Raw genomic sequence first — 12,472 nt, forward strand, 5'->3', positions numbered from 1 at the left:
CTGGGCCATTTTCTCTGGGACTCTCCAAATTGACCTTTAATCTTGTTTACGGCATGCACAAAACTTGTAGTGGAAAAAGCGAAGTAGGTATCGGGAACACGGCTTACGGCATTTCACCAACGAAATCAGTTGTAATTCCGGTGGTGTAAATAAATTAAGGACTAACAATAACCTTGATGTCCGAGCCAGAGATGCTCTTGATATACGAGTAGCTCGTTCCCAAGACTGCAAGCTGCTCCTGCGACACCTTCCTCGCTGATATCGCGGGTTGCACGATCACAAATTTGAAGGTTAACTCGTGGTCGTGGCATTTGTTGCGAAGTATCTCCAGCTGCTGAGGCGTGCCTTTCAGGATTCTGTCGAAGTCATTGAGCAATGATTTCTGGTAGCGATCCATCAGTCGGTTGAAGAACTTATCACCGGTGTGAAGCCATTTTACTGATCTCGACGCCTGACCGCATACCTCGTATACGTCGGCAACGCGCGCCCCGGGTGCGGACACGCCATTAGTCATCGGACAGAATTTGCAGTGGTAGAGGTCAATGTAGATGACGTCCTTGCTTTCTCGAATTGCCACTAGATCAGCGATTTCGCCTTTACCATCATCGTTGAAGACGATTGAGTAGTCATCAGCGATCTTTGCAAAGGTAAAGCCTTGTACAGAGTCCTCACGTCTCTCCGGACGCATGGCCTCTTGATGAATTTTCGTCGTTCCCCAATTCCAAGGTTCAAGCAAACCGATAGGCAGTTTGACATCCATACTGTTGAGCGAGTAATGACGGTAATTGCCCTGCAACATGGAGCCGTCAACCTTGAGTAATACAAGTGGTTCTGCATCTAGATAGGAATCTAGGGGCATTTCGTGTGGACAAAGAATCTTCGCACCCGGGCAGGAGGTCTTGTAACCGTCCTCCAACAAATCGATAGCGATGGATGTAAGGCGACGTTCCCCACCATCGTTTCCTGCGACCAAGACGGGGATATCCAACGTCCGTGCGCCACTGTAATGGGGTTTACCAAGCTCGACATCGAGAAAGTTGAACGTCTCTCCCTGAAAATACAGCGAGATCCTTTGCTCGTTTTCAATCGCGATCGACTCAGGCCAGTCTGCGTAAAACAGGCCTTCTGGCCAGCAGCCCTTGATTTGGTCAACTCGCATAACATTTTTGAGTACATCAGCAGGGTCGATGGTGTTGTCGTTGAGCTTGACCGACATGCGCTTACACCACTCGATCCAGTAGTTGATCGGAGACGAATTCATCTCCCAAATTTTGCCTTTGTGTGAGCAGCCAACGGTAGTTCGTTCTCCACCCCAAAAACCGGTAGCGAAGATGTTGGATTTTGTAGCATTGCCCTTTTCGATGTCGCTGATTACTTGATTTATATCGCGTCCCACATGCATCGTAAAGCGTAGGTCTTTCCGGGCGCGTGAAAGTCCGACGTTCTGCAGCTTCATCAGCTGAATATCGTGGAGTGTACGGAAGGTTGGCTCACCATTGATGCGACGTGAGTCTCGGGCCACAAGATTGAGAAAGCGAGTTGCCTGAGTATCATCACCTGAGGTGTGAACAAAGAGGGTTTCCTGCACCTTGTTGTAGAAAGCGATATATAGATTCCAGTTGGTATCAATAATTTCTTCGGTCTGAGCCCACCCCACCAGAGTCTCGCGCCGGGTCACGGCAATGACTGTATCGGAATGATCGTTGATCGAAATGTACTGCAGTGTTTCTCTGCGCCCATTCAGGCCTTGCGCACGCTGTGGAGTCCAGTCTTTAGGGGAGACGCGATATGCCACAGCGCTAATTTTGGGGTTCGGGTTCAGTCCAAAAATTACCTGGGCATCATCACCGTCGGCAAACTGCTCATTAAAGTCCGCCTTCGCAATTTCCCGGCTGACTTTTTGCTCACTCACATCGCGAATGACTGCTCCCCAGTCAGCACTCTCCTTGTAAAGGGCTGCCATTTGGTGGTCGGTCTTCTGGTTAGCGATGTTGGCCACAAACTTGGCATCACCAAGAGCCGCATCTACCCTCGTCAGCCGACCAATGAATTGAAGTGTTACGGCAGGGCTTTGGTGTTGATCGTGAATGGCGGCAATTTTAAGCTCGGGCAGATCGAAGCCTTCGCCAAGCATATCTACACAGACGATGATCCGGTGTTTTTTCTTGACGATATCTGACATCACTCTGGCTTGGTTTGGCACCTTGCTATGGATCAGAACTGGCGTCAGGTCAAGATACTGGTTGTAAATCTCAAACAGGTCTGTAGCCCGCTTGTGCGACTTGGCCCGAACCATCATCAAATGGTTATAACCTGCCTTGAGGTCAGCCCGGAGCAGCCCAACAGCCTTGTCTGCGATGGCCTGGTCCGACAGCTTGAGGTTATATTCCCGTACCGGATGAAACTCGATACCTTTGAAATAGCCATCAAGCTGCGCATCCCGCAGCGGGTAGTTGTAGATGATTTTGCCAGTCAAAGCCAAACCATCTTCCCGGAATGGCGTCGCTGTGAACTGAATGCAAGGTTTGCTCCTAAAGGCTATTTTGATTCGGTTCCAACTGGCTGCCACGACATGGTGAGCCTCATCAATCATCAAGTGGCTACACATGTTCACTAACGAATCCAAGGCGGTATTTTCGAATAGCAACAATGCCTGGGGAGTGGCCACAATGATGTTGGCAGTGGCTAATTCTGCAACCTGCGCCTCCGACAGCTTCGAATCAATGGCAGCAAGAATAGGATTGCGCGCCGTGTCCGATACTGCTCCAACTGTACGCAGCGTTTTCATCTCAGCGCATTTGTTCACCAATTGAGTTCTGAGAGCGTCCGACGGTACGAGGATCAGTGTACGACTCATTTTCGCGGCAATGATCAGCGCGAGCATTGTGTCGGTTTTCCCTGTGCCGGTGGGCATGACCACTGTAGCCGTAGCGGCGGGCTCGACCACCAGATGACCAAGGGTCGCGTAAAGTGCGGCTAGTTGTGGCTTTCGTAGACCAGACGTATTGGTCTTAGGGTCGTCCAATCTAAAATTGAATAGATGATTTTGCCAGCTTTGGTACACATCCGAATGCGTTATTACTAAGTCGTCCATGGCGATTACCTGAGAACAGAAAGGATTTCTTGGCTAGGTGGCGCAATGCCCCTGTTGCACATGACTTTACCTGTTTAGGCATAAGCACAAGACCAGTCGAGCCCCGACGCGGGATTGTTGAACTTTAAGTGTCCGCTTCTGCCGAGATGTCCGCTCAGGGTCGTTGCCAGCCAGTGGCTACCATTCAAAACTCTTCAGAGGACAGTATCTGAGAGAAGAGAGGCTGTCACCTCCCCCTCACGAGCGTGCATCAGTGAAGCTTTTGAGGGAATTGAGCCATGGAGGCGAGTATCAAAAAACGACTTACGAAGAGAGAGCGTCCAGAGAGGTTTGTTTCTATTCAGTGAAAGCCAAAGTATGGGCTAGGATATAGGCTGGCTAAATTTCAGAAAAATTATATGAAATCAGCGACTTATTCGTAATACTTGGCGGAGGGACAGGAGTAGCAAGTGAGAGAGGGCATGTTGTTGCTATTTAGTGGTCTTACTGGCCAACTTATAACCAAACCAACTAGTTCAATTAATTTTTAATAACTCGCTTCTGTGTGTTGTATACCGAGGTGTTCGCCGCTCACTGCGCAGCGCCCAGGCATTTCCTTTACGAGGCAGGCCCAGCTGTACCGTCCCCTTACCCAGCTCTCGGTTGAGTTTATCCATCGTCTTCATCAGGAGTTCGCTGCGCTTAGCCGCTTCGTCGGTTTGCGGGGTTTCAGTAAGGGTGAGCTGTCGGTTAGCTTTGGGGGATAGATCAAGCAGCATTAGGCCGGCTTTGTGATAGGCGTATCCTTTTCGCCAGAACCCAGTTGAGTCTTTTACTACTGATATAGCTAATGATCTACTTAGTCTAAACCACGTAGAATATGTGACACCAGCAGGTTTGCCTGCTGCTGCGTAGCGCCACTTTTTAGTAGCATCCGTAGCCCTGACATTGAAAGCGTTAAGAAATATGCTGAGCTTTGAGGGTCGCGCTGAGCGGGAATGGAGCCTTCAACTTGCGCCTGCTCAATAACTGTTACAAAGAATGCAGTTATATCCTGAACGCTCTGCGCAGCGGCCTCGGCTTCAGATGAGCCTTGGCTGCCAAGCTCAGTGGCAGAGTTGAAAATCAAGCAGCCTAAGGCGGCCTGTTCGCTTTCTGCCTGCTCGGCAGTGCGCATCAGAAGTTTTTCTATAAAACACCAAGCACTCTCCTCTTGTGCTAGTGAGGAAGCCAATTGAGCTAGCAGCTGTTCGCGATAGCGTGCAAGCGCCTTCGTAAAAAGCGTTTCTTTATTACCATAAAGATGGTAAAGGCTACTGCGCGAAATATTCATGGCCTCTAACAGATCACGCAGCGATGTATGGTGATACCCCGAACGCCAAAACGAATGCATAGCAGCGCTTAACGCCGCCTCTGGTTGATGCTGCATCGGTCTTCCAACGCTCATGTTTCTACCTCACTGCCTGTCTAACTGACTAGCCGCCTAATATACCATGCGGGCGCTGCCACTTGCTCTAGGCCTACCTGCCTATGTCATAAAAATGCCTGCACGATTCGTACAGGCATAGAAGCAAAAGGCTTAATTGAGCAGTTCACGTACCTGTTTAATGCCTTCACTGACAAGCTGCACCGGACGGGAGTCACTGATGGTCCAGGCTGCCATGGAACCGTCGTACATGGCGATATTCTCAAACCCGGCCACTTCACTGAGCACAAACCAGTCTGTCGCCGCCCAATGCCCGGTATTGCAAAACGCGATGGTGCGCTCACGGCTATCGAGGTCGGCTTCATTGATGCGTGATTGCAGACCATCAACATCCAGGTAGTAAGCACCGTTTTGAACATTTAAGTGGCTTTGGTGCGGTAGGCTTCGTGCGCCTGGTATCGTGCCGGCCACTCGTGCGGCGGGTGATTTATTCTCACCTGAAAAATAGTCAGAGGGTCGTGCGTCTACTAACTGCGCCTGCTCTTCTCGTGCTGCCTCTACCTCTTCCGTGCTTGCCACTAACTGCTCACGTAAAGACGCTTCGAAGTTGGTCGAATCAAAGGCATCGGGGCCGCCCGTGGCCACGTCATAGCCCTGCTGCTGCCAGCCTGCAAAACCACCGTTCAAAATCGCCACGTCATCGTGACCTAATACTTTCAAGGTCCAATAGATCCTTGCTGCACTGCCAAAGTCCGTCGGCCCTGTGCCTGCTGGCACAATCACCACGTCGCTGTCGTTGCTGATGCCCAAACGACCGATCAGTGCTTCCAGGTCATCAACTTCGGGCATTAAGCCCGCCACGCTGTCACGAGTTTCACGCCAGCCGTCATCGGTGTAGCTGGTGTAGCGGCTGCCCGGTATGCGCGCTTCTCGAAAGCTATCTTCATCTCCGCCGTTATCGATGGAGGAACGAACGTCCAAAATCACCAGGGATGGCTCATCTTTGTGGGTATCTAACCACTGCGCATCCACAAGGGGCGCCATTTCCAACGCTTGAGCTTGGGCAACCACACTGAAGACACCAACGGCACTGATAACGCTGCGTTTCATGGAGACAACTCCTCTGCCAGGAAGGAACGATTGGTACAATACCCTTATCATGCGCTATAAAAAGAGAAGCTGACAATAGAGTTTGGCTATATGGCACTCGCCAAGGGCCCAAAAAAATAATCTGCGTGACGCTGTAAGTATTTTGAAAGTGGCCTCACTGAACATGAGCACAATGCAACAGGAGCACTGCTATGCCCCCTTCCACACCACGCTCGTCTGAGTCAGCGCCCACCTTCTGGCTAAGCGGTAAGCGCCATGCCGAGCAGGATCATTTTTTCCGTCGCACTTTAGAAGCTCAGCAGTGGAAGGAAGGGAATGAACACCACTGGCAGGCCGCTTGGGTAACCGGTATGCCTTTGAAGAGTGCTTTCCGGCACACCTCTCCCACGTGCAAAATGAACCATATTCCTGGTAATGCGGCGCTCACCGTTAAGAGCCGCTTGCACGAAAGCCTGAGCGGCTTGCGCGAGCGCATGCGTCACGCCTTCGGGGATGACCATGAGACCGTGGCGCGGCTAGACTTTTTTCCGCGTGCTTATGAAATGCCTCACGACTACCCGGCCTTAATCGAAGATGCCTCGGAAAACCCTCATAAACACTGGATTTTAAAGCCCACCAACGCTTCCAAAGGGCAGGGTGTTCGTGTCCTCAAGGACCCCACCACAGCCCCTCTCTCCCCCAACTGGCTGGTACAAGAGTACGTCGCGAACCCGCATACCATTCGCGGGCATAAGTACGTGCTGCGTCTTTATATGCTAATCGCCAGTATCGATCCGCTGCGGGTGTACCTGTATGACCAGGGCTTTGCCAAGCTAGCCTCTGAGCCCTGGGACCCCGACGACATCGACAACCCCTTTAGTCAGTTAACCAATCCAGATATCAATGCCTTGAATATCGAGGCTGAGATCCCTGTAGAGTTTATTGATCTAGAACGCTACCGAGAGTGGTTACGTGATCAGGGGCATGATGATGATGTGCTGTTTCACCAGCTGCGGGACCTTGCCACGCTCACGGCGCTCTCGGCAGCGGGTACCATGCGGTTACGCACCCAAGAGGATGGCGCAGACCCTATGGGCTGTTACGAGCTAATTGGCTTGGACTGCCTAGTGGATGATCAGCTGAAGCCGTGGATTTTGGAGTGTAATTTAAGCCCGTCGCTCGGTATCTGCGCGAAACCAGAGCATGGGGGTACCGTCGAAGAGGCGGTGAAAGGAGCCCTAGTGAGCGATATGCTCAGCCTTGTAGGACTGTCCCCACAGGTGACACCTCCCTATATAGACGCAGAAGCGCTGGCCGCTGAACGCAAGCGCTCAGGAGGGTTTGTGCCTCTCTATCCTGCGGCCACCTTAGATGCCACGCTGGATTACTTACCGTTCATCGGACTCCCCAGCCTCGCCGATTACCAGCTGGCTTCACCTGAGTTTCAGCAAGCTATCGCGTTTCGTGCTCACGGAGTGAGTGAACTGATTGAAGGCGACCAACTGGCGCTTTATCACCACCCAAGCGGCCTCTACTACCAGTTAAATGATAGCGCTGCCTTGATGTGGCTACTGGCTAGCGAGGGTGAGTCTATCGAGCAGATGATCGCACACCTCACCGCCGCCAGCGGAGGGCAAATAGCAAAAGAGCAGTTGATGGCCGACCTGTGGGCAACGTTAACTCCTTGGTATCAGCAAGGTCTCTTAACACTGCATACGGCTACTTCAGACGAGCCTGAGGCCTATTCCGAGCGCCCAGCGTCTACCGCGTGGCAAACCACCTTTTATTTTGCAGGGCGACAGTGGCTATTAACGGCCCCTAGCGGTTCTATCGCAGAGCATTTAGCGCGCGCCTTATCGCCATTGGCGAAAGGCATGCATGACGCCGCCTTACCCGCCGAGCCTTTACACCTATTAGAAAGCGCCAACGGTTACTGCCTCACCAACCATAGCCGCGTCATCAGTGCTCGCCTTAAACAGCCCGATATTCTGGATGCCATCACCCGCTACTGCATGAAGACTGCGTCTCGTGCGGGCGAGTTAACGCTCGACATTGCGTTACTGGGCAATACCCAACAGCAATTCGCCTGTGTGTTACCCGTCCAAATATCCCCAGGCGTACTCGACACACTGGCGCAAGTGGCCACACAGCACGGCTTGAGCGTCACCCGTGGGGCACGACTGTCCCCCCAGTCACCCGCGCGCCTTGTTCCACTGAATCTTCCGCTCAGTGATCACGACTGGACGCCTCTGCCTAATCAGCCGTTAGAGACACCTCCCGTCATCGTCCTCTCCGCTGATGCTGATACGCTGTCCGAGCCGCTCTCTTCTTTGTCTTTGCTAGGCGCGCTGTTACCGACAGCGCATGAAACAGAACACCACCTCAGCGCCGAATCGCTTCAGGCATTGCAAACGCTGTGTCAGCGCTCAGAGCAGGTATCGCTCAGCTTGGCCTCTCAGGGTCATGATCTGGACACATGGCTGAGCCGCCACGTATTACAACCCACTTCCCATGCCGCTGTGTAGCGGTGGGTAAGATGCGCCATTTGGCGCAATAATCGCGACCATAGGAGAACGACCATGTCTCAACATGAAGCAAAACGCCGGTTACTCAGCCGTTTGAGCCGTCAGTTTGGCTACACGGCTCCCGCCCTCGCGCTGGTAGCGAGCGGTCTGGCGTTTCAAGCGCACGCTGATGAGCCGACCGACAGCATGACTAACGTTCAGCAAGCGCCCATGATGCTAGCGGAAGGCGGTGCTGAAGGCGGCGGTGAAGGCGAAAAACCAGAAGGTGAAGGGGAAGCCGAAGGCGGTGCTGAAGCCGGTTAACACTGCGCTCGCTGCTTAATCCGTTGTGCTGAGCTGGTGCTTTGACCAGCTCAGCTTATTAGGAGCCTTCGCTATGCCCGTGACATCGCTGCCCGTCTCAAAATGCCAATTTCCCTGCCAACCGTTGGTTGAAGAGAACACGCTCTCGCTCACACAGCTGCAGTCGCTCGTGGCCTCTCTTGCCAGCACGTCGTATAGCCAACTATTTGGCAGCCAGTCAGTGGGCAAACATGTTCGCCACATCATAGAGCACTACCAAACGCTGCTGGCGGGATATGCTAACGCGCCCCATGTGGATCAGATTGATTATGAGCAGCGTCCACGAGAAGAGGCACTTGAAGAGAACCCTGCGGTAGCCGCCAATACGATTAACGCGCTACAAAGCGCTCTTCACGCATTGATTAATAAGCCCACGGATACCCCCTTGATACTGAACTATCCCGTCGGCCATGAGGGCCATGCGTATCCGCTCGCCTCTAGTTTAGGAAGAGAGTTGGCGTTTCTTACCAGCCATACGGTGCATCACATGGCACTGATTCGCTTACTGTGCGACACCCTGAGTGTCACGGTACCCAAAGACTTTGGTGTTCATCCCTCCACGCTGCGCCATTGGCGGCAATCCCCCCATTAACCCTTGTGCCAAGGAGTGCTATCCATGAATCGACTTACTACCCCACCACGCTCGCGTTTTGCAGCGTTGTTGCTCACCATCGGTATGGCTTCCTTTGTGGCTCATGCCACTGCCAACGACACCCATGAATGGCCAACGGAAGGCTGGACCGTGATGGCATCAGACAAAAATTATGCAACGCTATTAGCGGATTTGCATGATGCCGTCGAAGCAGCAGGTATGGCCGTAGTGACGGAAGCAGGCCCCACGGAAGCTGCCGCACAACGGGGCGAAACAATACCCGGCAACCGGGTGGTGGGCGTCTTTCGAAACGATTTTGCGGTGGCGATCCTTCGCGAAAGTGTACCCGCTATGATCGAGGCTCCCATCAGGTTCTATGTCACCGAAAACGAAGACGATAATGAAGGCCATCGTGCAACGCTTTCATGGAAGCACCCCAGCACCGTGTTTGCGCCTTACATTACCCAAGACACGCCGCGCTTAGCCCATGCGGCAGAGACACTAGACACGCTGTTCCAAGACATTGGCGATAGCGCCGTAGCGCCATAAGGGGTGATGTGATGCAGGCTTTAACGCTTTTATTTCTGCGAGTTTCGTTAGCAGGTCTGATGTTGTCTTGGGGAGCGAATAAGCTCATCAATACCAACGGCAGTGTGGCTATTAGCGAAAAATTTTACTTACCCTTTATGTCGGCCGAGCTGCTTATTCTGTGCTTTGGGGCCTTACAGCTCTTCTTAGGGGGGCTGGTGTTACTTGGGTACCTAAGACGATATGCCTACCCCATGCAGGCACTCATTAATGGGGTATCTTTCATCGCTGTTTTCCCCTCGATTATCGACCCCTTAGGTCTCTATCTATCTGGTACCAATCTGCTGTTTTACCCTTCGATTACCATTTTTGCAGGTAGTTTGTTACTGATGGCATTTCCTGCTTTTGACCGCTACTCACTGGATACGGTTAGGCAGCGTCCGGCCACAACCTGGAAGGCTGGGAATCGCTGCCCAAGAGACTCCTCCCCGCTTTAGCGCTAGGTATGCCGGTGACTTACCGCCATGGCACCTAAGTGCCATGGCGCTCTATCCAGTCTCCTTACCCATAAACGCAATGCGTTGCATTGGTCTGGCTGATCATTTGGTAAATATCCATCTCGGTGACCGGCTCAGCGCCTTCCTCTTCAGACACATAGAGCGAGGACAGTGACCAAACCTGGTCGTCTGATTGTTCAAACCACTGGTTCACCTTCTCGGCATCTAATAAAGCCAGCTCGTCTTCCTCTATTAACGACTGAGAAAGCAGCAGCGCCTTCAGCGATTCCAGGTTGGCTTGCTCATCGTCAAGGCTGTTGAACACCTGCACGACCACATCACCCTCTTGGCCACTGCCTACCTTAATAGGCTCATCAATGATATTGACCGGCGTTCCCGTAGGCACGTTATCGAAAATTGAGCCAATGTCTTCCGGATACATCCGTATGCACCCTCGGCTGGCCCGCATGCCAATCCCGTCGGGCTGGTTGGTACCATGGATTAAATACCCAGGTATATCCAACAAAATAGCATGCTCACCCAGCGGGTTATCTGGCCCAGGCGGCACCACGGCGGGTGCGGGTTCGCCACGCGCCGCCGCCTCTTCACGCATAGAGCGCGGCGGGTACCAAGCAGGATTTTCAAGGCGCATGGTCGTTTGTGTGATACCCAGCGGCGTATCGTAGCCATCACGACCGATCCCGATAGGATAGGTCTCAACCCTAGGGGCTTCCCCTTGAGGCACATTTGGATAGTAATAGAGCCTTAATTCCGCCACGTTGATGACAATTCCCGTGCGCGGCACATTGGGCAAAATGTGTTGCCTGGGAATGGTGACAGCCGTCCCTTCCCCTGGCATCCAAAGGCTCACCTCGGGATTGGCCGCACGGATCTCTTCGTAGCCTACTTTGTGCGTTCGTGCGATATCAATCAGCGTGTCTTCTTCATTGGCAAGCACTTGATAGTATTGACCGATGACATCGCCACTGTCAGGCAGCGGATAGTGGTGATCGGGCACCGTCGTTTCATCTGCGCTCACCCATATCGGCCACGTCAACACGCTCAGTAATGCGGCGTTACGTACCGCCGCGACACTCTGTTTCAACATCACTCGTTTTACCTTCTGACACATAACAGCACTCATTGTGTTACCTCCTTAACATTGGCGGCAGGCTGATAACGTGACCACAGCATTAACCCCAGGCCCCCCACTATCATCGGTAGCGTAAGTGCATGGCCCATGGTGACCCAGTCGAAAGCGATAAACCCAAGATGGGCATCGGGCATACGTACAAACTCCACCGCAAAGCGGAATACGCCATAGCCGAACAGGAATGCCCCGGATATCAACCCCCTTTGGCGAGGGCGACGTGATAACCAGAAGAGCACAACAAACAGAACCAGCCCTTCTAGCAGCATCTCGTATAGCGCAGAGGGGTGGCGTGGTTCAGGCCCTACCTGCGGGAAGATCAGCGCCCAAGGCACATCCGTCACACGGCCAGGAAGCTCTTGATTAATAAAGTTGCCCAACCGCCCAGCGCCTAAGCCAATGGGCACAAGAGGAGCAACAAAGTCAGCGATATCGATAAACGCCAGTCGCTTTTTGCGCGCAAAAAAGAGCGCTGCCGCGATCACGCCAACGAGGCCACCATGGAAGCTCATGCCTCCATCCCATACCCGCAATACCCACAGCGGGTCGCTTAACCACTGCTCCATGCCATAGAAAAGGGCGTAGCCCAATCGGCCGCCAACAATCACGCCAACAGCGCTATAAAAAATCAGATCACTAATGTCATCTTTACTTAGGCCCAAATAGTCTGCACGCCAACGTCCCAACCACCATGAAGATAAGAACCCCACCACATACATTAATCCGTACCAATGAATCACCAGTGGCCCAAGCGCCACGGCAACGGGGTCAATCGCCGGATAGTCCATTGCTTTCTCCGTTTTTCTAACAGGCATACCCTGATGTCACGGGGTATCCCCATGAACGCCAAGCGGTATGAAAAAGCGTTTAAGATGCTAAAAAGACAAGAAAAAGCGGGGAGGTTTTTCTAATTGCTCAGGAAGGGATTGCGGGTAAGGCACCTTCATCAGCCCTTGTGGGGAAGGTGTTAGCACAGGGCCTGACATCACGCAGGTACTCGCAGGTGCAAAGGGAGAACAGGAGGCGTCGGTATGCTCGGCGGCCTGCTCTAATGCAGAGAGAGAAAGGCAGTGGGCATCAGCAACACTAGACACTGACACAGGCGCATCGACTAAGCAGCTGCCTTTAGCGATGCTGCTCACACTGGCTCCTGACAGCATAACGATGACCACCATCATCATGGCAGCCAGCTGCTTAGCTAGTCCGTTACGCATTTTTCGCCATTTCAGCCAACCTTCGATGTCTAGCTA

Annotated in this window: 12 protein-coding genes; 5 read left to right on the plus strand and 7 right to left on the minus strand. The window is 52.8% G+C overall.

Annotated features, from left to right (window positions below):
- Positions 1-154 precede the first annotated feature (154 nt).
- The 4 genes from CEK60_RS00195 to CEK60_RS00210 form a co-directional block, all read right to left on the minus strand.
- Positions 155-3,094 (minus strand): DEAD/DEAH box helicase, encoded by a 2,940-nt coding sequence (locus CEK60_RS00195; RefSeq protein WP_089037304.1) that lies wholly within the window; start codon positions 3,092-3,094, stop codon positions 155-157.
- Between the two features lie 515 nt (positions 3,095-3,609).
- Positions 3,610-3,852, minus strand: a complete 243-nt coding sequence (locus CEK60_RS00200; protein ID WP_089037305.1) for a DUF4113 domain-containing protein — start codon at positions 3,850-3,852, stop codon at positions 3,610-3,612.
- A gap of 80 nt (positions 3,853-3,932) precedes the next feature.
- Positions 3,933-4,520: a TetR/AcrR family transcriptional regulator gene (locus CEK60_RS00205; RefSeq protein ID WP_089037306.1), complete on the minus strand. Its 588-nt coding sequence runs from the start codon at positions 4,518-4,520 to the stop codon at positions 3,933-3,935.
- Between the two features lie 132 nt (positions 4,521-4,652).
- Positions 4,653-5,609: a sulfurtransferase gene (locus tag CEK60_RS00210; RefSeq protein ID WP_089037307.1), complete on the minus strand. Its 957-nt coding sequence runs from the start codon at positions 5,607-5,609 to the stop codon at positions 4,653-4,655.
- A 191-nt stretch (positions 5,610-5,800) separates the two neighbouring features.
- Between CEK60_RS00210 and CEK60_RS00215 the strand changes: the two genes are divergently transcribed.
- The 5 genes from CEK60_RS00215 (at position 5,801) to CEK60_RS00235 (ending at position 10,072) form a co-directional block, all read left to right on the plus strand.
- The gene (locus tag CEK60_RS00215; protein WP_089037308.1) at positions 5,801-8,113 is read left to right on the plus strand and encodes a PqqD family peptide modification chaperone; all 2,313 of its coding nucleotides are present in this window, start codon (positions 5,801-5,803) and stop codon (positions 8,111-8,113) included.
- A gap of 54 nt (positions 8,114-8,167) precedes the next feature.
- Positions 8,168-8,416 carry a hypothetical protein gene (locus tag CEK60_RS00220; protein ID WP_038484122.1) on the plus strand — a complete coding sequence of 83 codons (249 nt, stop codon included), beginning with the start codon at positions 8,168-8,170 and terminating at the stop codon, positions 8,414-8,416.
- Between the two features lie 73 nt (positions 8,417-8,489).
- The gene (locus tag CEK60_RS00225) at positions 8,490-9,047 is read left to right on the plus strand and encodes a DinB family protein (RefSeq protein WP_089037309.1); all 558 of its coding nucleotides are present in this window, start codon (positions 8,490-8,492) and stop codon (positions 9,045-9,047) included.
- 24 nt (positions 9,048-9,071) lie between these two features.
- Positions 9,072-9,596 carry a DUF302 domain-containing protein gene (locus CEK60_RS00230; protein WP_089037310.1) on the plus strand — a complete coding sequence of 175 codons (525 nt, stop codon included), beginning with the start codon at positions 9,072-9,074 and terminating at the stop codon, positions 9,594-9,596.
- Between the two features lie 11 nt (positions 9,597-9,607).
- Positions 9,608-10,072: a DoxX family membrane protein gene (locus tag CEK60_RS00235; protein WP_089037311.1), complete on the plus strand. Its 465-nt coding sequence runs from the start codon at positions 9,608-9,610 to the stop codon at positions 10,070-10,072.
- Between the two features lie 64 nt (positions 10,073-10,136).
- Here the strand turns inward: CEK60_RS00235 and CEK60_RS00240 are convergent, their stop codons facing one another.
- The 3 genes from CEK60_RS00240 to CEK60_RS00250 all read right to left on the minus strand — a co-directional run bounded on the left by CEK60_RS00240 (position 10,137) and on the right by CEK60_RS00250 (position 12,436).
- A complete protein-coding gene (locus CEK60_RS00240) occupies positions 10,137-11,216 on the minus strand; it encodes a L,D-transpeptidase family protein (RefSeq protein ID WP_089037312.1) in 1,080 nt (359 codons plus the stop codon).
- Positions 11,213-12,010 carry a prolipoprotein diacylglyceryl transferase gene (lgt, locus tag CEK60_RS00245; RefSeq protein ID WP_089037313.1) on the minus strand — a complete coding sequence of 266 codons (798 nt, stop codon included), beginning with the start codon at positions 12,008-12,010 and terminating at the stop codon, positions 11,213-11,215. The genes CEK60_RS00240 and lgt overlap by 4 nt, the downstream gene beginning before the upstream one ends.
- Before the next feature lie 87 nt (positions 12,011-12,097).
- A complete protein-coding gene (locus CEK60_RS00250) occupies positions 12,098-12,436 on the minus strand; it encodes a hypothetical protein (protein ID WP_089037314.1) in 339 nt (112 codons plus the stop codon).
- Between the last annotated feature and the right edge of the window lie 36 nt (positions 12,437-12,472).

It is taken from the genome of Halomonas sp. N3-2A, from assembly GCF_002216165.1.
Classification (GTDB): Bacteria; Pseudomonadota; Gammaproteobacteria; order Pseudomonadales; family Halomonadaceae; genus Vreelandella.